The following is a 20,830-nucleotide window of genomic DNA, read 5'->3' as shown; positions in this document are numbered from 1 at the left end:
GCAGTCTAGGAAGGACGAGCACCGAAGCGGAGCGAATTTAACATTCGTGAGCATCGGCGCACAGGACTGACACCGAATGCGAGGGTTTGTCTACACGTTGAGGGCTAAAATAATTTTAGCCCTTTTTTATTTAATGCCTAACGTCTTTTTAGATAGCAAGAACCGGTACACTGGGAGTTCATCGCCTACTTTTGAAGCAATAAACCCAGATGACATATAGCTGTCTTTTGATTCTGGCTCAAGGGCAAGTGACAATAAATTCGTTTGCGGCTGCGCCGTGATATATACCTTTGTCCCTTTTGGCAGCTGACGTTTCTTTTGGGTGAGTTTTGTTTCAAGCTGAATATCTGTTTTGCTCTTTTCGTCTCGTTTTGTTACTTGATAGGCTTGTACTGGTACTTTCACGCCGACAGGCAATGTGACACTTTTTAACCCTAAAGTTTTCAGCTTCCGTTCTACCCCTTCATGCCCAGGTAAAACGAGATAAGCTGTCGGTCGTTCTCTCGACATGACAGGAACAGCATCGCTCGCACTGTGAAAGCGTACAGGGACATTGATGGTCTGTCCTTTTTCAATATCCACCATTTCAAGCGAATCATCCACAGGCGCTTTGAAATCATCTTGAATAACCACTTGATCGTCATCATTTGATTGAAGTCCTTTTTTCACCAGCTTCAGTCGCTCCGTCACCATTTGCTGCTTCACCTGCTTAGCATGCTTCACCGTTGTTTCAATGATTTTTTCATGTGTGGTGACTTGTGCTGCGACGCGGCGGGTAAAGTCCTCTCTTCCAATTCCAATCCCTCTGCTTTCTACAAGAAAGGACAGCGCTGGCGAGAGCGCCAAGGCATTTCGGCCAATTCGTGCATCCGTTCCGCCTTCATAGAGATCGATCTTTCCATCCTTTCCTCTTGTGCTTGTATAATATAAATCATTCGAAAATCCTTGATTTGTCAGCGTTTCACGGACGCCGCTCACGTATAATTCATTTGACGTGAGCCGGATGCTTTCTGGAATATTCAAGTTCTTGCCTGATAATATCAGTAAATCGTGATATTTGAGGGCACCCGCTGAGCCGATATCATCAAACTGCTTTTGTCCTACATCGTATTCATGGGCATCAATGACTACTTCTGGTGCATACCGATTAAATTCTTGATGCAGGGCTGTGAGCTCTGGAGATTCTAATGTCATATGATCACGGTTTCCATCCGTTCCGTTTGCAAGCCTGCGGTCAAACGCATAAGAACCATCAGGATTGATTCTCGGGACAATGATCATATTCACATGATTGAGTATACGCTCTCCTTGTTCACCTGCTAATCGTTTTGCGATGACGAGAGCAGATTCACCGGAGGCTGGTTCATTTCCGTGTATTTGTGCTTGAAGCCAGATCGTTGGCTTTTTTGAAAGTGGAGAGATATGACGATCCTTTGTAAAGTAGAGAGCTGAAATGGACCGTCCTTCAATGGATGTTCCAATCTGTTTCTGCGTAGCGTAAGGACTTTTGCTGACAATATCACGTAAGAATTCTTGAAGCTCTTCTTGTGTTGTAAAGGCTTCTCCTTTTTTCTGAAAGGCAGGGGTGTCGAACGTCTCGTCAGGTTCAGGGTATAGCTTCTTCACTGAGGCCGGCTGTTCATAACTCTTTCCAAAATAAGGGGTATCTGCATGAGCTGAAGCTGGGCTCACCATCGACAAACTTCCTGCTATGAGGCATACAGCAGTAAAAAGAATCGTGCCTTTTCGTTTGGACATGCTATCCTCTCCCTTCGTTGATTTGCATTATAAAGAAAAAAACAGTAAAAGTGTCAGTATTTTTCAAAAATATATCTTTTGGAGGAACAGACATGTTTTTTGTATAGGGCAAATGAATCGAGCCTGCTCGGCAATATGACCTAAAAAAAGTGCCTGCTCAAGTAGCAGACACTCTTTTATTTACCAAATGGAGATGGCCCCAATGAGTATCGACATGACCGTCATGGCGACGACTGCAAGTACAGCCCATTTCATGCCAAACTTCTGATGCTGATCCAGTGATACCCCAACAAGTCCAACAAGTAAATGAGTCGATGGAACAAGTGGGCTTAGCATATGAATCGGCTGACCAATAATAGAAGCTCTCGCGATTTCGATTTTATCAACACCGTATGCTGCCGCTGTTTCTGATAGGATCGGCAGGACCCCATAAAAGTATGCATCATTCGGCATAAAGAACGTAAATATCCCGCTCGTTAACGCAACAATGACTGGAATGAAGCCGCCAAGCTGCTCTGGAATGGCAGATACAATCGAAATCGCCATTTCATCGACCATTTTCGTTCCAGTTAAGATACCTGTAAAAACCCCTGCCGCAAAAATCATAGAGGCAATGGCTAAGACGTTGGTTGAATGAGCCGCAATCCGCTCACGCTGCTGTTCAAGGTTCGGATAGTTCACGATAATCGCCACACAGAAAGCAAGAACAAATAGAACCGTTAAGCTGACTTTTCCTGAGACAAGAAGGAGCACCAATAACAACGTAAGCGTCAAGTTAAACCACCAAAGTTTCGGCCGCTTGATGTCATCCTGCAGTGCCGCTGCCATTTCATTTGCATGAATCGGCTGGTCGAGCTCAATGACACCAAGACGTTTTCTTTCAGACTTCCCAAGAAAGTATGCCACCACAATCATGCTCAAAACCCCTGCACCAATGACTGGAATCATCGGGCCAAATAAAAGTGAAGGATCAACGCCAAGTGCACTCGCCGCTCTAGGCGTGGCACCTCCCCATGGAATCGTATTCATAATCCCCATGCCAACTCCGGCAATCCCCGCTAAAATAATCGGACGGATGCCAAGCAGCGTAAATAACGGAAGCATCGCTGTTGTTGTAATCATGTACGTTGTTGTCCCGTCACCATCAAGTGCAACAAGCATGGTCAGGACAGCTGTTCCGACGACAATTTTTAATGGATCACCTTTGACAATGTTTAAAATTTTCGCCACCATTGGATCAAATAAACCAGCATCAATCATAATGCCAAAGTACAAAATCGCAAACATAATCATGACCGCTGTCGGTGCGACTTGCTGTACACCTTTGACAATCATGTCTGAAATTTCAGTAAAATGAAAACCTGCAATAAGAGCAAATGCAATTGGTGTTAACACCAATGCCGTTAAAACAGACATACGTTTCGTCATAATCAAAACCATAAATACAACCATCATAAGAAATCCTAAGATTGCTAACACTTTGTTCACCCCTTATGTTGTATACGCTTTCATTAAATGTTGGTATCCCATTTCCAACCCTTTCTGTCATGATATCTGACGTTGAAATTGAAGTAAATATTATGAATTTTAATTCTTTTTCGGTCGATAAATGCTTTTTGTTCATTTTGTTCAAACTTTGCTTTTGATGGATTCCATAAAAAAAAGCGGTCTCACTCGACCGCTTGTTCTCCTTGGATAAACTGCTCATATCGCCTTAATTGCTCCTCCATAAAGATCTTTGACTCTTTGCTGTTCATATAACGACTTGTCCAGCCCTTTTGCTTTAATTGCTTTTTCCAGGACTTCGTTTGTGTCATTTTTTGAAGAAGCTGATCCCATTCACGAATATCATGCTGATTCATTTGCTTTGGGCCCATCACACCACGCCAATGAGAGAAGATGAGCGGGATGCCTTGCTCTTTCCAAGTCGGCACATCTTCAAATCCCGCTAAACGCTGATTCGTTGTGGTTGCTACAAGCTTTAGCCTCTTCTTTTCATAATCATGACGAACTTCTGTAATCGTGGTCGTTGCTGCATCTACCTCATGGTCAATCAGCGCTTGAAATAAATCATCTGCACTGTCAAATTTCAAAAATTGGATGCGGTATGGATCAATTCCTGCCATTTCTGCCGCTCGTGCGAACGAGATTTGATCATCATTACCGAAGTCTGGGGCAAATCCAATTTTTAAGGAATCTGGTTTCTTCTTTAGTGTGTTTAATAGCTCCTTCCCATTTGAAAAGGGAGAATCCACTGGGACTGCGACGACCTGCCACTCTTCTGCCAAAATGGCGAGCGGTGTGACATCGTTCATTGTCATGTTACTGCTGCCAAGCAAATTACGGCTTAACAATAAGCTTGAATTCAAACTAACATAGTTGGTATCTCGCTCCATCATATATGTCCATCCTTTATCCACCGTTCCGCCTCTTTGATAAAGGATATTCACCGGCCGCTTCACCAGCTTTTCTTTCTCGAGCACTGATTTCATCACTTGAGCTGTTTGGTCAAAGCCGCCGTCAGGGACACCAGACACCACAATATATAATGGGCTGTGCTGCAGGAAAGAGTCGCCTCCCTTTTTTTCATTAAAGGTGAGCGTCATACAAAGACAGATCATAATGACAAGGCATATTCCTTTTTTCATCTTTTATGACTCCGCTTGCTTTATGGCAGGATAATATTTCCGTTCTGGTCTGCCAATGATTCCGTACGCAAGCTCTGCCCGGCATTCTCCTGTTGTCACGAGATACTCGACGTACCGTCTCGCTGTTGTGCGTGAAGCCCCCATCTTTTCTCCGAGTTCTTCCGCTGTAATCCCATTATTCTCTGATGCCATCAATGTTTTCACCTTGTCCAAAGTCAGCGAATTGATCCCTGTAGGCAGGTCCCTGCCATCCTTTTCTTTTGGCTCTTCTTGCATCTGTCCAAAAAACAAATCAATCATCGTTTGATTGACTTCATCCTTAGAATTGATGATGTCTTTCTTCTCTTTATATTCGGTTAAAACTTGCGCAAACTTTTGTGCGGTCACTGGTTTGATTAAATAATGAACCACTCCGTAATGAAGTGCATCTCTTAAAAGTGTCGTTTCCGTTGCAGCCGTGATAATAATTACATCTATTTCTGGATAGTGTTCTCTTAAAAGCGGCAACAGGTTTGTACCGAGCTCATCGGGCATATATACATCAAGCAGGATGAGGTCGACTTGTTCCTTTTGGAGCGCCTCCCACATATCTTTTGCACTCTTTGCCTTTCCGGCGACTTGAAATCCTTCTATTTGTTGTATATAAGATTCATGAATGGCTGCGATTCGAAAATCATCCTCCGCAATGAGTACCTTCATCACCATTTATTCCCCCTTTGTGCCTTTCGGTATGTATGCAGTGAAGATGGCACCGCCTTCTTTTTGGTTCGTCACTTCAATCCAGCCCCCAAGTTCGTCCAATACTTCTTTCACATTCGCTAGCCCGTAGCCTCGTCCTTCCCCCTTTGACGAATGGCCTCTTGTGAAAATATGTGTAAGTTCTTCCTCGTTTACTCCATCACCTGAATCAGATACTTCTATGATAATATCAAACCCAATATCTGTAATGAACAGGCTTACCTCGCGCGTCTCCTTATTTAGTACGGCCTCAAAGGCGTTATCTACAAGATTACCAATGATGGTAATAAAGTGAGATAGACTTAAATGTGGTGGAAGCGGCTCCAATGAACTATTTTCATCGATGTGGAAATGAACCTTCTTCTCAGAAGCTTTCCCTAACTTGCCGAGTAAGATGGCTTGTATTTTAGGAGATCGAATTTGCTTCATGAGTAAATCGTGCTGACGGTTTTGCAGCGTATATTCTTCCTTTATTAAGTCGATGGCCTCATCCACTTGCTTCAGCTCAAGCAAACCTAAAATGGCGTACAGCTTATTTGAGAATTCATGCGTTTGTGCCCTCAGGTCTTCTGAATATTGGCTGACCTCTGTTAATGTATCCAGCAGCTTCGTCAGCTCTGTTTTCTCTCGGAAGCTCACAATTCCCCCAAAAACTCGATTGTCCTGCACCACTTTTTTCACATTTAAGACATAGGTTTTATCATTGACAACGGTTTCGATGTTCGGTTCAATCGTTTCTGCCTTTAAATAGAAAAGGAGATTCGCTTTTGGCAAGACTTGGTCAACATGAAGCGGCAGCTCGGATGAAACGCGCAGCATGTGTTCAGCAGATGTATTCATCATCGTTATCGCGCCTTTGCGGTCAAATGCAATAATCCCTTCTTTTATAGCAAGCAGCATCGCTTCTCTTTCTCGAAATAATGAAGCAATTTCGTGCGGTTCAAGCCCTAATGTATCTTTGCGAATACTTCTTGTTAAAAAAATCGCTCCGAATATACCAGGCAAGAGCACAAGAAGGGCAATATAGCTAAGCTTGATTAGTTGATGGGCTGTCGCTTGATCAATTTCCTTTTTTAAAAATTCGACGGTGACTGTCCCAATAATTTCTTCATGCTTGCCTGTTTCTTTCATAATCGGGGCACTGCCTCTGACAACGGTTTCACCATTAGAATCACCCGTTGATATGGAGGTTCCCCCAAATAGCAGGGTACTTCTTCCTCTAAATACACTGATGGTTTTTCCTACATTCTCATGATTCGTATGAAAAAGGACCTTCCCTTTTTGATTGGTAATGAAGATGGCATGTGCTCTGACTTGATCCTTCATTTGCTCAAGCACTGCCTGTTCTTCATACTCAGACACTGATGAGGTGCCCACCGATGTTTTAATGGGCGGCATATATGAGATTGTTCTAGCGGTTTGCACCGCCAGCTGTTCAGCTTGCCGCTGCCTTTCTGATGTCTGCAGAAAACCAAAACAAATGGTCAATAACGCAATGACAACAAGCAAAAGCCCGATAATTAACCCCAAGATTTTCGTTTGTAAAGTGACTTTCCTTTTGCCCATCCTCACCGCTACAACCCCTAATTCAAGTAGATTCATCGACTAGACTCTAAGAAAATCATATCATTTTTTCTTACGAAGTTAAGAGAAAATTCATTCAAACAAAAAAGGACGACTCAAATCGAGTCATCCCTGTTTCAATTACGTGATAGATAAGCCTGCACTCGCATAGCCTGCTACAGTGTTAATTAAAGATAAGCCTGTTGCAGTCGCAGAGAAAACAACCAGTAATCTTGTTTCTGCTGTAACTGGCACATTCAGGCCGGTAGCGATTCCGTTTGAAATAGCACCAATAGTTAAAATCCCCGTTAATGGTGGTGCCAACGTGACACTCGCTACTTGAGTGAAGCTGTTATCTGGTGTCGGTGAAGCAAATAAGCTAGCTGTCACTGTAATACTCGTGCCGACTAAAGCCAATGCTGCCGTAGTACTAAAGTATCCGGCAAATGAAGTAATAGTGCCATCCCTTGGTACAGAGAATGCCATATTTAAAAGAGTACCTGCTGCTCCTGTTAAGTCGATGATACCACCTAGTATGCTAACGCCTGTTGCAGAGCTACCAAAGCCGACCAAACTAGAAGTTCCGACAAGACCCCCTGCAATTGTAGTCAAGACAGCAGGGGTACCTGATGCAAATGGAATAATCGCACTCGATCCAGTCGCTCCCGTGACTCCGGTCGCGCCGGTATCTCCGGTGGCTCCCGTTACTCCGGTGGCTCCTGTGACTCCGGTCGCGCCGGTATCTCCGGTCGCTCCCGTTACTCCAGTCGCTCCGGTGACTCCGGTATCTCCTGTGGCTCCCGTTACTCCGGTGGCTCCTGTGACTCCGGTGACTCCAGTATCTCCGGTCGCTCCCGTTACTCCGGTGGCCCCGATATCTCCTGTTGCTCCCGTTACTCCAGTCGCTCCGGTCGCGCCGGTATCTCCGGTGGCGCCCGTTACTCCGGTCGCTCCGGTATCTCCGGTCGCTCCGGTGACTCCGGTGACTCCGGTGGCGCCAGTATCTCCTGTTGCTCCTGTGACTCCGGTGGCCCCGATATCTCCTGTTGCTCCTGTGACTCCGGTCGCTCCGGTGGCGCCGGTATCTCCGGTGGCCCCGATATCTCCTGTTGCTCCTGTGACTCCGGTGACTCCAGTATCTCCGGTCGCTCCCGTTACTCCGGTGGCCCCGATATCTCCTGTTGCTCCCGTTACTCCAGTCGCTCCGGTGGCGCCGGTATCTCCTGTGACTCCGGTCGCTCCGGTGGCGCCGGTATCTCCGGTGGCGCCCGTTACTCCAGTCGCTCCGGTGGCGCCGGTATCTCCTGTTGCTCCCGTTACTCCGGTCGCTCCGGTATCTCCGGTCGCTCCGGTGACTCCGGTATCTCCGATATCTCCTGTTGCTCCCGTTACTCCGGTCGCTCCGGTGACTCCGGTGGCGCCAGTATCTCCTGTTGCTCCTGTTGCTCCTGTTGCTCCTGTTGCTCCTGTTGCTCCTGTGACTCCGGTGGCCCCGATATCTCCGGTCGCTCCGGTGACTCCGGTGGCGCCGGTATCTCCTGTTGCACCGGTTGCTCCTGTGGCTCCTGTGATCCCGGTTGCTCCGGTAACTCCAGTCGCACCGGTTGCTCCTGTTGCACCGGTCGCTCCTGTACCTGTGGCTCCTGTGATCCCGGTTGCTCCGGTAACTCCAGTCGCTCCCGTATCACCTGTTGCACCGGTTGCTCCTGTACCTGTTGCTCCTGTGGCTCCTGTGATCCCAGTTGCTCCGGTAACTCCAGTCGCTCCCGTATCACCTGTTGCACCGGTTGCTCCTGTACCTGTTGCTCCTGTGGCTCCTGTGATTCCGGTTGCTCCGGTAACTCCAGTCGCACCTGTATCTCCTGTCGCACCGGTCGCTCCTGTACCTGTTGCTCCGGTTGCACCCGTTTCACCAGCAGCTGCTAACAATGTATAATCTGGTGACGTACCTGGCGTACCTGTTGGCGGCGCTGAATTCACCACATACGTACTTCCATTGAATGTCACGACTTGACCTACTGGATAGGTTGGGGCTACCGCTGGATCAAATGCCACGATGCCCGTTAAGCCTACACCAGTGGCTCCAGTTGCTCCTGCCGGGCCTGCTGGACCCGCTGGACCCACTGCACCTGCTGGACCTGCTGGACCTCTTCTTCCTCTCCCGCCTGGCGGACCTTGAATCACACAAACACAAGGATCTTTTCCACAGCAAGGATTTTTCACTGGTTTCCCTGGCTTTCCAGATTTCCCTTTCTTACAACTATCACATTCCCAGCCGTCATCCTTATACGCATCATACCAGCTTCCTTTTTGGTAGTGGTCTGTCGAATGAGTTGGATATGTCTTTCCGCATAGTCTACATCTTCTCATGGAATCACCCCCCATCCATCGTATTCATCATTCCTTGGAAAGGTGTATGTACACTTTTATTTTTATCAAGAAGTATTGAAAAGACCTTGCGCTCGATGCACAAAGTCTTACATTTATTAGAATTTTATTGTCATTTTGATATCTTTTCCAACCATACTATATTCAATATCTGCTGGACGGATCGCTTCTTTTAGTTTTTTCACCCCTTCTCCTTCAAAAAAAGTAGGTGCATGTTTTCCACCGATTAATAAAGGTGCCATATAAATGACGGCTTCATTGACTAGTGATTCTTCTAAAAAGGACGCACTCACATTTCCTCCTGCTTCAACGAGAACTGACATGACAGAACGTTCCTTCAGCATTCGTAACACGTCATGAATATTTGTCCGCTGCTCTCCGCTTGTGACATAGACTTGATGCCCTTTATCTACCAGCTGTTCATACTTTTTCTGATCATACATGTGCGAGGTGCAAATAATGGTTTCCGTCATATGATCTGTTAAACATTTCGCATGAAGCGGAATCCTTAATGTGGAATCTAAAATGACACGAATGGGCTGGGTCGCCATTGAATCTTTCACAATAAGACCTGCATCATCTTGAATAATCGTGTCGACGCCTGTTATCACAGCATCGGCTTCTTGACGAAATTGCTGCACTTCTTTCCTCGCTTCTGTTCCTGTGATCCATTTGCTTTCAAGATGAGATGTTGCAATTTTCCCGTCTAACGAAATGGCTGATTTTAATATGACGTAAGGAAGGTCTGATTGAATGAAATGAAAAAAAGGCACATTTAAGCCGTCCGCCTCCTGTTTACATATTCCTTCATCTACTTCGATCCCTGCTTGTTTCAACATGGTAACCCCCTTACCTGCGACAAGCGGATTTGGGTCTTGCGTCGCAATGACTACACGTTTCACACCACTTTTGATAATGGCTTCCGTGCAAGGACCCGTTTTCCCATGATGCGAACAAGGTTCAAGCGTCACATACATGTCAGCTCCCTTTGCCTTTTCCCCTGCCATTTGCAGCGCATGAATTTCAGCATGAGGTTCGCCCGCCTTCATGTGAGCACCAATCCCAACAATCTCACCTTGCTGTACAATGACTGCACCGACAAGCGGGTTTGGGGAGGTTTGCCCTTTCATTGCCTTTGCGTTGGCAATCGCCAGCTTCATATAAAAAACATCGTCTTTCATGTGAGTCTCCTTTCTTCTCTTTCAAGGGAAAGAACTCCTTCAGGAAATGAAGGAGTTCTATTCTCATATTTTTTCCATCCGTTTCTTTTCAGATCGATCATAGTAAGGCAAGGAATAAAAAAGTTTATATGATGCTCGTTGTTTACAAAAACAGCATTTGCGTAATTCATATTTATTAATGAGGAGCACATGCGGACAATTGAGTACAGTCAAGCCTTTTTTCATATGTTCCTTGCAAACACTTATCATGAGAATCCCCCGCTTACATTCTTTTTCTTAATGAGAGATTACTTCTTTCGGAAATTGTTCAAATAAGCGCAGTACTTCAGTATGTGTGCCATCTTCTCGAATATGATAAATCCCGCCGTCATATGAGCTTGCGTATACATCATTGTCTAATTGTCTGATGGCACTAATCCCATTCTTGGCAATTCTAATTGGGCCGGTATTGAACTCCAGCTCTGGATTCCACACAACGATATAGCCCCAATAATCTCCGCTCACAATATAGCCAGAGTCTGTGACAGAGACAGATTTAATAGAATACTGGTGTTCATTATGCTGGTCTAAAATTCTTCCTGTATGCAAATCAAACAATCTCACATTCTTGTCACGGCTGACAATGGCAATACGATCTCTTTTACTATCAATGAATACATCATTTAACAGCTCTGTCGCTCCGATATATTTCGCTTTTAAAGACAAGCTCTTCTTATCTAAAAGACAGATGGTTCCTTCTACCGCGGCTGTGATGATATGATCTCCTTCTACTTTTAATGCTTTAACAGCACAATCGTGTGCTTTGGAACGGCCAATTTCCTTTAAATGTTCTGTCGAAATGACATGTACATAACCGCCGTAAGTTCCAATATAGAATTGCCGATCCTCCTCGTGGAAATACACACTGTTGACCGGCCCTGTGTTGAGATCAAACGAAACCATTTGCTGTAATGATTCATGAACAATATGCACCTGACTTGCATGATCTCCCCACGCATAATAGCTTCCATCTCGTGCGACGGCCACTCCATTTGTTAAAACGCCTGTCGATTTAGCGATTTCAATCCCGTTCTTTCTGAATTTTCCGTCATCTGATGCTGTGATGATATCTCCCGCATCAGTCAGCGCAATATCATTAATAGATGGTGTCGCCATTTCAATCTCATCTGATACAACTTTTCCCTTTTCAATAGACCATTCACAATACGTTTTTCCAAAGCTGGCTCCTAGGATCGATTTCTCATCCTCCGTCCAGACAAGCGAGCGCTCCCACTGATATTTATGAGGCAGCAACGTATCGACTAAATCCCCTGTTTCATAATTCCACAGCTTAATTAAATGGTCATAGCCTGCTGTCAGCAAGTAATTGCCGCTTGGAGAAAAGTTCACCCGCTTGACGCCCTGTAAATGGGCTTTAATGATTTTTTTCTCCTGTAAAGTAACCGCATCATAAATAATGACGGTGCCATCGTCTCTGCCAAGAGCGAACACTTCTTTTTGATTGCTGCCGCTGATTGTGTCCAGCTCATAATCAAACGGACCAATTTCCCCTACAATTTCTCCTGTATCATACAGCCATACAAGAACGTAGCCATCATCACCTGTTGTATAAGCTTTATCGCCATGTATCCATACAGCTAATACATCTTTGCTATGTCCATGGAATTCTCTTAAAATAGCTCCTGTTTCGATATCCCACACTAAGCACCTTCTATCTCTAGACACCGATACTAGTAAGGTATCCTGTTTGGCAAAGGCGACGGCTTCTACATCATCCGCATGACCAAACAGGGTGCGAATTCGAGTATGAGTGCCTGTATCATACAATTGAATGGTGTAGTCTGACGATGCACTCGCTAAATACTTTCCGTTTTCAGAAAGAGATAAAGAGTTAATGATATGCTCGTGACTTCCAATAAACGTTCCTTCTCCTGTTGCCCGGTTCCACTTATAAATACAACGGTCATAGCCGCCAGTGTAAACAATTTGGTCCTGCTGAGTTGATAAAACAGATGTAATCGGTCCTCTATGCATGATTTTACACTCCCACCTTTATATGTTGTTTTTGACGAGTCACTACACGAAAGCCAGTAAATCGAAAAACGGGATCTGGATGCTTCCCGTGTCTTCTGGCGACTCTGCATAAATCTCCGCCTCTTGCAAAGGAGCCGCCTTTTAAAATGTAGTAATCACTGCCAAGCGTCTCCGTTAAATCATCTACGACCTCGATGCCGCCTTCGTATACATGATATTTGGTGTTGACCCATTCCTCGACGTTGCCCCCCATATCATAAAGACCAAATAAGGATCTGCCCTTTTTGTATTGACGGACAGGCGTCGTTTTTTCAATATTTGATTCGAACGTATTACATAAAGAAGGATCAAACTCATCTCCCCACGGGTATTGATTTCTCGTATTTCCCCGGGCAGCATATTCCCATTCTTCTTCAGTAGGAATCGACACGTCTATCCCAAGTTTCCCGCTCAGCCACTGGCAGAACGAGAAGGCTTCCTCGATATCCATGCCCCAAGCCGGATGATCTTTCCCGCCACCAAGCTCTTGATTCGTTAAGCTCTCCGGGTACGCCTGGCCTGTTTCATCACAGTAGCTTTGATACCATTCATTGGTGACGACCGTATCTGAAATAAAAAATTCATTGATATACGGCTGATAGGATGGAAATTCTTTGTACAGCCATTTTTGAAATTTTTTCTCACGGCCGTAGGTTGGATTGAGAAGCTTGTCCTTCCAGAATTCTGATGCCTTTTTCATATCTTCTTCATTACTTCCAATCGTTGCATAGCCGCTTGGGATTTGAATCCAATTGATTTCTGGTTTCACGCTTTTCTCCCGCCTTCTTTAAAGTAAACTCATCTACTGATTAATTAATTTTTTCTCATCGACCATATGCCCCGAGGCTGCTTTTGCCTTTAAATAGGCTTCATTATAGAGAGAGGCTTCGACCGTATGATCAAACCGCAAAACAGGAAGACCGTAGGCAGCAATGGAATCGACTTTATCTGGATTGTTCGTTAGGAGGTGCATTGGTTTCCCTTTGTTTAAATAGTGCAGAACAGCCGCTGCCTCCTCGTAATGCCGGTCATCATCTCCGCACCCGATTAGGCGGTTGGCTTCAAATGTATCCAGCTTCATTTCCTGTAATTTATACGTCAATGCTTTCGCCATCAGCCCAATTGACCGCCCTTCTTGATTGGCCATATATACGAGCATGCCTTTACCGTAATCGGTGATTTTCTTCAGCGATAACGCAAGCTGTGGACCGCAGTCACATTTCAGTGACCCAAACACATCCCCTGTTTGGCAGACACTATGAATTCGCACTAGCGGCGGCACCTCATTTTCAAAGTCGCCAAATAAGAGACAAGAGGAAAAGGTTTGCTGCGCGGTACTCATTTGGACAATAGATTCGATCGTTGGTTTTGTCTCCCCTTCAACAGGTGCGAAGGCATACCATTTAAATGGCACTTCTTCATGTTGAATGGAGATCGGCAGGTTCACTGGCCCCACGAGCAAATAGTTTTTTTCTTGAAAGGTAAAATGATGAATCATTGATTGTAATTCATCTACAAACTTGTTCATTTGTCTCCCCCCTATTCATCGCTGCACCCAAATCGACTCTCATAGCGCAGTGATGGAGTGATGAATATGTGTCCGCACTCCCTTACTTAACATGTGTGCTCCTATTTCAAGCGGCACTCATGCCTAAAAAGAAGAATATAGATGTGCGATGCCTCTCATCGTTCAGACCTTGATTTTCGCAAAAATGTTTCCGTTCCACCTCTTCTAGCAATGTTTCAATCTAGGTCTTGTCCAGTACAAAGGAGCAGAAATCTTGGTTCATACGATGTTAACGCCTTTCGATTCTTACATGATGCATGCTCTTTATTAGAATGAACACCTCTGCTAGGTTTGAGTGATCACCTTTGTACTAGATTTTGACGGCAATGACATGATGCTGGCTAATGCCGGCCTTTGCTTTTAATGGTGTAATCGATACAAGCTCCAGACCTGATGAACAAATTCTTTCTCCAAGCTGAGAGTCTGAAAATGAAAAGTGGAAACGGCCATCTTCTCCGATCAACCCTGTTCTCCACTCTTCTCCCCATACAACAAGTGAGAAGACGCCGCCTTCATGAAGCAAAGAGGAGACCTGTTTTAAATAACGCTCATGATCATCAGGATGCTGGTGATGAAAGCAGCCATGATCTAAAATTAAATCAAACTGCATCCCGCGTCCCTGATCCATCGACCAGGACATAAAATCTTGATGAACAAAATGGACAGGAACCGTTTCTCTTTTCTGTAATCCTTCCCACTCCTCATGCTCATACAGGTCGATACCGACATATGCAGAAAGCCCCCTTAAATGTTCAAGTGCCCGGCCGTTCCCGCACCCGATATCGAGCACAGAAGCAAGTGCATTCTTTTCCCGTGAATGCCATGCCTTTAATGACATCACGGCTGCATCTGTTAAGGATGGATCAGTAGACCACATATCTGTTCTTTTCTCATAATGTTCTTGAAATGCCATACGCATTTTTTCTAGATACAACCCACTGTCTTCATGGTATAAAGCTTTTTTCATCACAGGACCTCCTTCTATTCAAAATCGACTTTTCGGGCAAAGGTCATTTTCAAGCCAAAAACCTTATGTTAAAATGAAAGATGGATTTTTTAGGAAAATCTGTTTTCTGAAAAAGGAGAGTAGCATCCCACATGTTCACTCTTCTTTTTCAGCATGCATCCTCATATGCAGCCATTTGAGAGCTGCAGCGCCTCAGCTTATTGTCTCTTTTTTTCATATGAGTTCACCTCCTTCACCGTTCGATCAACTCACAGCCTTTATTGAAACCGCTTTCTCTCTTAGACAAGAACATAACGTCTTTTGAATATCTCTTGCAAAGGGATCATAGTAGAAAGGTCAATCTACTGTTTAGATCGGCTACCATTGTAAAAGACCGTTTTCTTATGTTTTAGTAGAAATATTCCAAGCAAGCTTTTTCTCTTAAAAGCGCTTGTACCTTGGTTTTATGACACCACCTCTCACTAGAATGTGCCTTGAATAAACTCATCAGATATTTAACAACTACTTCCACAATGATTGGAATAAGCCAAATATATTGTTTTTAGATTATTTTGTCAACAAATTATTTCCTAAACATTAAAATGAATTTTCTAATTGAAAATACAGGTATTTTTCGTGGTTTTTTGACCTCAAAACACTTATTTCTACACAAAAATACAACATAAACCAATAGAACTAAGAAATTTATCTACTAAATTACACAAGATTTTTATTACATTTTGAAACAAAATCGAAAGATACAATGATTATTTCCCGAATGGATTTTTGTGAAATTTTTACTATTCTTTTCTCATTTCCGATCATTTTCTTTGGTATATCTGTATTTTCAATTAGATGATTTACTGTTTATTCCAATCTGCTGTTTTTTCTTATTATAGTAAAAAAGATATGTTCTCTCCTTCAGAGATATCGGCATGAAAAAAAGCCCCTTACGAAAGTAAGAGGCTTTTTTCAGTTGGCGTTTATGCCCAAGTTTTCACTTTTTCATGGTCTGTCACAAAGAGAAGGACTTTTCCTTCGTCTAAATGTTCTTCAAATTTCTCAGCTTCTTCTTTAGAGAAACCAATTTCATGGATTTTATTTCGGAGCTCATCGCCCTTTTTACTAAAGATGTTCCCAACAGCATGTTTAAGTCCAACTTCTCTTTGACCTATCGTATTAGCATCTGCATTTCCAGCAATACGCTCTGTACGATCATCGTCATGGGACAGAACATAAATGTCCTCTCTTGCTACACCGAGTGCTTTTAATTGCTCTACATCTCTTTGAAGTGTCTCATCATTTGAATACTCTCTTACAACAGGTTTCATTTTATATTCCTCCTTTAGCGTCTTACGAATCTTTTACCCGTCACTTTTGTCATTAAACCTTCCTTGAGCACATCCATTTTACATTGTGTACTAACCGTGCCTATTGGCTTATTTTTGACAAAAATCCTGTAAAAATGACTAAATTTTCTGAAATATTGTATTCATCCCTGCTGTTTTGTTGTACAATTCTTATACTGGAGGCTAGAAATGAGGTAGAGCTGATGTATTACTTTTCAGCGGAGCAGCAGTTTAATGCTTGGGTTGTCAGTGATTTGGTGAAACAGCTTTTTCAGAAGTGGAATCCTGAAGAAGCAAAAGCAAAGCCGCTTACATTGTTTGCTGAACAGCACTTTCGCATCTCCATTGATTATCTCTTTTCAATCATCATTAACATTGGAGATATCGAGTCGATTGAACAAGATCCACAAGACCTGTTGTCCTCATACTTGAATATCCTTTTTCCTTTTGTGACGCGCGATATGATGAAAGCCTCCATGCAAAATGCGAACGAATATTTGTTAAAAGAACGTGATGCGGACGTGTATCAGCTGTTTGGCTGTCTACCGCCGCTCCTCTCTGTTGCCTTCCAAAAAAGTAGTCCTCATCTATGAGATGGCGGCTGCTTTTTTGTATGTGTTTGAAAAAGACCGTATGTTTTGAATGAAAAGAAGCATCATGTTAATGTAAATCTAGGCTGCAAGTGAAAGGGAGGATTTGACATGAGTCAACAAAAGCAAATTCAATTAGCCAAACGTCCAAAAGGATTACCTACAAAAGATGTTTTTCATTTTGAAACAGTCGATATACCTGTGCCGCAAGATGGCGAAGTCTTGATTCAAACGAAATATGTTTCTGTAGATCCTTATATGAGAGGACGAATGCAGGATACAAAATCCTATACACCTCCATTCAAGCTAAATGAAGTGATTCAGGGCGGTGTTGTCGGAGAAGTCGTTGAATCCAATTCGCCTCAATTTGAAAAAGGGGATTTTGTTCTTGGATTCCTTGGCTGGCAAGAATATTCCACAGCCAAAGCTGAATCTCTGACTAAAATTGATCCATCCATTGCGCCATTGTCCTATTATTTAGGAATTTTGGGCATGCCAGGGCAAACCGCTTATTTCGGACTTCTTGCGATTGGCCAGCCAAAAGAAGGCGAGACCGTTGTCATTTCTGGAGCCGCAGGTGCTGTTGGTTCCGTTGTGGGACAAATTGCTAAGATCAAAGGCGCACACGTCGTTGGGATTGCCGGATCTGATGACAAGCTGGCTTACTTAAAAGAGCTGGGCTTTGATGAAACGATTAATTATAAAACAACAAATGATTTAGATGATGCCATAGCAAAGGCGTGCCCTAACGGCGTCGATGTGTATTTTGACAATGTTGGCGGCGAAATTTCTGATGCCGTGATGAATCATTTGAACCGCTTTGCACGTATTCCAGTGTGCGGCGCGATTTCGTCTTATAACATTAGCGCAAGCGAGGACATCGGACCGCGTGTGCAAACAAAACTCATTAAAACAAGCGCATTGATGCAAGGCTTCATTGTTGCCAACTATTCAGATCGTTTTGAAGAGGCTGCAAGATATCTCGCACAATGGGTAAAAGAAGACAAACTGACTTATAAAGAAACAATCATTGAAGGCTTTGACAACATTCCTGATGCATTCCTTGGACTATTCAAAGGTGAAAATGTCGGAAAACAGCTTGTCAAAATTTCATAATAAAAAAGGCCCCTCCATGTGGAAGGGTCCTTTTTTATGCCTGCTTGGGGGCAAGATGCAGCTGGCCTTGCTTATAAACAATTTCCTGAAGCGAAAGATTCAGCTTTTTCGCCATTTTTTTGAGCGTTGCATGCTCTTGAGGTGTGACTAGGCTGATGACAGCCCCTTCCTTTCCTGCGCGCCCGGTTCTGCCTGAACGGTGGATATAGCCTTCTTCGTTTGGCAGGTCGGCATGGATTACGTACGGCAGATCGTCAATATCGATGCCTCTTGCTGCGATATCTGTTGCAAGGAGAAGCGGAAATTCACGCTGTTCAAATTCCTTTAAGATGATAGCACGCTCTGCTTTTTTCGCTTCACTATGAAGCACACCAAGGTCGACATGGTGATACGCTAATTTCTCTGCATAAATGCTTAAATTCGTAATATCACGCACAAAGACGAGCGCCTGCATGTCCTCAAGGCGTGATAGCTTTTGCAGTAATTTCACTTTATCACGCTGATCACATAACAGATAATAGTGTCCTACTTTCTGCGCTTCTTCCTCACTTCTGGCAATTTTCAATACTTCTGGTTCAGACGTCATTTGTTTAATCAGTTGAACCGTTTCCTCTTTCAGCGTCGCAGAAAAACAGAGGATTTGTCTTTCTTTTAATGTGGATTTAATGATCGCTTGGATCGTTTTCATATGCTCTGGCACAAGAAGCTGATCTGCTTCATCTAGCACGACCGTTTTCACTTCATGCATTTTCAGTTTTTTGATTTTGATTAATTCCTGTACACGGCCAGGTGTTGCGACAACGATGTTCGGGTGTTTCTTTAGTTTTTCCTGCTGCTTTTTGATGTTCGCTCCACCAATCAAGGAGACCGCTTTGATGTCTGATCCTTGTTTGAACTCTTGCACGACATCAAAAATTTGCATCACAAGCTCTCTTGAAGGTGCCAAGATTAAGACTTGCGGGTGTTTGATATTCACATCGATTTTATTTAAAAGCGGCAACACATACGCCAGTGTCTTCCCCGTTCCCGTAGGCGATTCCGCGATCACATCACGCTTCTCCGTAATCCACTCTGCTGTTTTTTCTTGTATAGCTGTTGGTTTTTCGAAGCCAGCCGCTTGAAAGTTTTCCTGAATAAATGGCTTTGCTTCTTTCAAAAATGCCCAATTTTCTATCATGTCGATCTCCTTTATCCTCATTCAATCTATCCTTTAGTATCTCAAAATCAGCTTTGAAACGCAATTTTTCTTTTGATGCTTTTATCGAGCCGGACAGTTCGATATAATCATGAGAGGCACTAGCCGTTTTGAATCTATTTGAGGTGTAAAAAATGATATTATCTGTTAAAGATTTAAGCCATGGCTTTGGCGACAGAGCCATTTTTCACGAAGTCTCCTTCCGTTTATTAAAAGGCGAGCATGTCGGCTTAATTGGCGCCAACGGTGAAGGAAAGTCAACGTTTATGAATATTATTACTGGCAAGCTGGAGCCAGATGCAGGAAAAGTCGAATGGGCAAAAAATGTCCGTGTCGGCTACCTTGATCAGCATACTGTGCTAGAAAAGGGAAGAACGATCCGCGAAGTGCTTCAAGATGCATTCCACTATTTATTTTCCATGGAAGCTGCGATGAATGACATTTACGGCAAAATGGGTGAAGCCGATCCTGATGAGCTGGAAAAGCTGTTAGAGGAAGTTGGCGTCATTCAAGATGCGCTCACAAACAATGATTTCTATATCATTGATTCCAAGGTCGAAGAAATAGCGAGAGGTCTTGGGTTAACGGATCTTGGGCTGGACCGTGATGTGACGGAGCTGAGCGGCGGACAGCGTACAAAAGTATTGCTTGCGAAATTGCTGTTGGAGAAGCCAGAAATTCTCCTTCTCGATGAGCCAACCAACTATTTAGATGAGCAGCATATTGAGTGGCTGAAGCGCTATTTACAGGAATATGAAAATGCGTTTATCCTCATTTCACATGATATTCCATTTTTAAACAGCGTCATTAACTTGATTTATCATGTTGAAAATCAAGAGCTCACTCGCTATGTTGGTGATTATGATCAATTTAAACAAGTGTACGAAGTCAAAAAGCAGCAGCTTGAAGCAGCTTATAAAAGGCAGCAGCAGGAAGTCGCTGAATTAAAGGATTTTGTTGCAAGAAACAAAGCGCGTGTCAGCACAAGAAATATGGCCATGTCCCGTCAAAAGAAACTGGATAAGATGGATATGATTGAATTGGCAGCAGAAAAGCCAAAGCCTGAATTCCACTTTAAGCTGGCACGAACTTCCGGGAAATTGATTTTTGAAACAAAAGATTTGGTCATTGGTTATGATGAACCGCTCTCTCGTCCATTGAATCTGAAAATGGAACGCGGGCAAAAAATTGCGTTATACGGCGCTAACGGTATCGGAAAAACGACATTGCTGCGAAGTCTTCTTGGAGAAATCACGCCAATTTCTGGTGAGGTGGAACGCGGAGAATTCCTGCATATTGGCTACTTTGAGCAAGAAGTAAAAGAGCAAAACAGCAACACTTGTATTGAAGAGGTGTGGAGTACCTTCCCTTCTTACACGCAATATGAAGTCAGAGCCGCTCTTGCAAAATGCGGATTAACGACAAAGCATATTGAAAGCCGCGTGTCTGTATTAAGCGGAGGAGAAAAAGCAAAGGTCCGTCTTTGCAAGCTGATCAACGAAGAAACCAACTTACTTGTTCTCGATGAGCCGACCAATCACTTGGATGTCGATGCCAAAGAAGAACTAAAACGAGCGTTAAAAGAATACAAAGGGAGCGTCTTATTGATCTCTCACGAACCTGAATTTTATCAAGATGTTGCAACCGACACATGGAATTGTGAAACTTGGACAACCAAAGTACTTTAACAAAAAAGCCTTATATCTGCATAAGATATA

The 20,830-nt window shown here is 43.7% G+C and carries 16 protein-coding genes; 3 read left to right on the top strand and 13 right to left on the bottom strand.

The genetic code is table 11. The annotated features are described in order from the left end of the window. Positions 1-126: 126 nt before the first annotated feature. The 12 genes from GKC25_RS03505 to GKC25_RS03450 form a co-directional block, all read right to left on the bottom strand. On the bottom strand, positions 127-1,758 hold the full coding sequence (locus GKC25_RS03505) for a M14 family metallocarboxypeptidase (protein ID WP_342689534.1): 1,632 nt from the start codon (positions 1,756-1,758) through the stop codon (positions 127-129). 180 nt (positions 1,759-1,938) lie between these two features. Continuing rightward, positions 1,939-3,237, bottom strand: a complete 1,299-nt coding sequence (locus tag GKC25_RS03500; RefSeq protein ID WP_034665220.1) for a citrate:proton symporter — start codon at positions 3,235-3,237, stop codon at positions 1,939-1,941. A 191-nt stretch (positions 3,238-3,428) separates the two neighbouring features. Further along, complete coding sequence (locus tag GKC25_RS03495) at positions 3,429-4,406, bottom strand: tripartite tricarboxylate transporter substrate-binding protein (protein WP_106038420.1); 978 nt, start codon at positions 4,404-4,406, stop codon at positions 3,429-3,431. A 3-nt stretch (positions 4,407-4,409) separates the two neighbouring features. Next, the gene (locus GKC25_RS03490) at positions 4,410-5,108 is read right to left on the bottom strand and encodes a response regulator (protein ID WP_034665245.1); all 699 of its coding nucleotides are present in this window, start codon (positions 5,106-5,108) and stop codon (positions 4,410-4,412) included. A 3-nt stretch (positions 5,109-5,111) separates the two neighbouring features. Further along, positions 5,112-6,710, bottom strand: coding sequence for a sensor histidine kinase (locus GKC25_RS03485; RefSeq protein ID WP_034665229.1), 1,599 nt, complete (start codon positions 6,708-6,710; stop codon positions 5,112-5,114). A gap of 138 nt (positions 6,711-6,848) precedes the next feature. Beyond that, positions 6,849-9,077 carry an exosporium glycoprotein BclB-related protein gene (locus tag GKC25_RS03480; protein WP_342689533.1) on the bottom strand — a complete coding sequence of 743 codons (2,229 nt, stop codon included), beginning with the start codon at positions 9,075-9,077 and terminating at the stop codon, positions 6,849-6,851. A 116-nt stretch (positions 9,078-9,193) separates the two neighbouring features. Further along, a complete protein-coding gene (gene ribD / locus GKC25_RS03475) occupies positions 9,194-10,276 on the bottom strand; it encodes a bifunctional diaminohydroxyphosphoribosylaminopyrimidine deaminase/5-amino-6-(5-phosphoribosylamino)uracil reductase RibD (protein WP_309416323.1) in 1,083 nt (360 codons plus the stop codon). Positions 10,277-10,552: 276 nt separating this feature from the next. Next, entirely contained in the window at positions 10,553-12,310 is a 1,758-nt protein-coding gene (locus GKC25_RS03470) for a WD40 repeat domain-containing protein (RefSeq protein WP_309416321.1), read from the bottom strand. 4 nt (positions 12,311-12,314) lie between these two features. After that, entirely contained in the window at positions 12,315-13,118 is an 804-nt protein-coding gene (locus GKC25_RS03465; protein WP_034664515.1) for a formylglycine-generating enzyme family protein, read from the bottom strand. Between the two features lie 33 nt (positions 13,119-13,151). Then, the gene (locus GKC25_RS03460) at positions 13,152-13,877 is read right to left on the bottom strand and encodes a GTP cyclohydrolase II (protein WP_034664517.1); all 726 of its coding nucleotides are present in this window, start codon (positions 13,875-13,877) and stop codon (positions 13,152-13,154) included. Between the two features lie 349 nt (positions 13,878-14,226). Next, the gene (locus tag GKC25_RS03455; protein WP_034664521.1) at positions 14,227-14,883 is read right to left on the bottom strand and encodes a class I SAM-dependent methyltransferase; all 657 of its coding nucleotides are present in this window, start codon (positions 14,881-14,883) and stop codon (positions 14,227-14,229) included. A gap of 962 nt (positions 14,884-15,845) precedes the next feature. Next, positions 15,846-16,193 (bottom strand): general stress protein, encoded by a 348-nt coding sequence (locus tag GKC25_RS03450; RefSeq protein WP_060595744.1) that lies wholly within the window; start codon positions 16,191-16,193, stop codon positions 15,846-15,848. A gap of 221 nt (positions 16,194-16,414) precedes the next feature. On the opposite strand from GKC25_RS03450, the gene GKC25_RS03445 reads away from it, so the two are divergent. Continuing rightward, on the top strand, positions 16,415-16,804 hold the full coding sequence (locus GKC25_RS03445; protein ID WP_034664527.1) for a YfmB family protein: 390 nt from the start codon (positions 16,415-16,417) through the stop codon (positions 16,802-16,804). Positions 16,805-16,912: 108 nt separating this feature from the next. Then, a complete protein-coding gene (locus GKC25_RS03440; protein WP_106038418.1) occupies positions 16,913-17,917 on the top strand; it encodes an NADP-dependent oxidoreductase in 1,005 nt (334 codons plus the stop codon). Between the two features lie 34 nt (positions 17,918-17,951). Here GKC25_RS03440 and GKC25_RS03435 read toward each other — a convergent pair whose 3' ends face one another. After that, a complete protein-coding gene (locus tag GKC25_RS03435) occupies positions 17,952-19,094 on the bottom strand; it encodes a DEAD/DEAH box helicase (RefSeq protein ID WP_034664534.1) in 1,143 nt (380 codons plus the stop codon). 152 nt (positions 19,095-19,246) lie between these two features. Here GKC25_RS03435 and GKC25_RS03430 point away from each other — a divergent pair, with 152 nt between their 5' ends. Then, on the top strand, positions 19,247-20,800 hold the full coding sequence (locus GKC25_RS03430) for an ABC-F family ATP-binding cassette domain-containing protein (RefSeq protein WP_095285988.1): 1,554 nt from the start codon (positions 19,247-19,249) through the stop codon (positions 20,798-20,800). The last annotated feature ends 30 nt before the right edge of the window (positions 20,801-20,830 follow it).

This window comes from Bacillus pumilus, assembly GCF_038738535.1.
Classification (GTDB): domain Bacteria; phylum Bacillota; class Bacilli; order Bacillales; family Bacillaceae; genus Bacillus.
Note: the sequence above shows the minus strand (reverse complement) of the source record. Positions and strands in the feature narration are given on the sequence as shown.

Coding starts and splice junctions, on each gene's coding strand:
- GKC25_RS03480 (WP_342689533.1), bottom strand. CDS start 9,077: ATGAGAAGATGTAGACTATGCGGAAAGACATATCCAACTCATTCGACA.
- GKC25_RS03495 (WP_106038420.1), bottom strand. CDS start 4,406: ATGAAAAAAGGAATATGCCTTGTCATTATGATCTGTCTTTGTATGACG.
- GKC25_RS03435 (WP_034664534.1), bottom strand. CDS start 19,094: ATGATAGAAAATTGGGCATTTTTGAAAGAAGCAAAGCCATTTATTCAG.
- GKC25_RS03485 (WP_034665229.1), bottom strand. CDS start 6,710: ATGGGCAAAAGGAAAGTCACTTTACAAACGAAAATCTTGGGGTTAATT.
- GKC25_RS03460 (WP_034664517.1), bottom strand. CDS start 13,877: ATGAACAAGTTTGTAGATGAATTACAATCAATGATTCATCATTTTACC.
- GKC25_RS03430 (WP_095285988.1), top strand. CDS start 19,247: ATGATATTATCTGTTAAAGATTTAAGCCATGGCTTTGGCGACAGAGCC.
- GKC25_RS03470 (WP_309416321.1), bottom strand. CDS start 12,310: ATGCATAGAGGACCGATTACATCTGTTTTATCAACTCAGCAGGACCAA.
- ribD (WP_309416323.1), bottom strand. CDS start 10,276: ATGAAAGACGATGTTTTTTATATGAAGCTGGCGATTGCCAACGCAAAG.
- GKC25_RS03450 (WP_060595744.1), bottom strand. CDS start 16,193: ATGAAACCTGTTGTAAGAGAGTATTCAAATGATGAGACACTTCAAAGA.
- GKC25_RS03440 (WP_106038418.1), top strand. CDS start 16,913: ATGAGTCAACAAAAGCAAATTCAATTAGCCAAACGTCCAAAAGGATTA.
- GKC25_RS03505 (WP_342689534.1), bottom strand. CDS start 1,758: ATGTCCAAACGAAAAGGCACGATTCTTTTTACTGCTGTATGCCTCATA.
- GKC25_RS03455 (WP_034664521.1), bottom strand. CDS start 14,883: ATGAAAAAAGCTTTATACCATGAAGACAGTGGGTTGTATCTAGAAAAA.
- GKC25_RS03445 (WP_034664527.1), top strand. CDS start 16,415: ATGTATTACTTTTCAGCGGAGCAGCAGTTTAATGCTTGGGTTGTCAGT.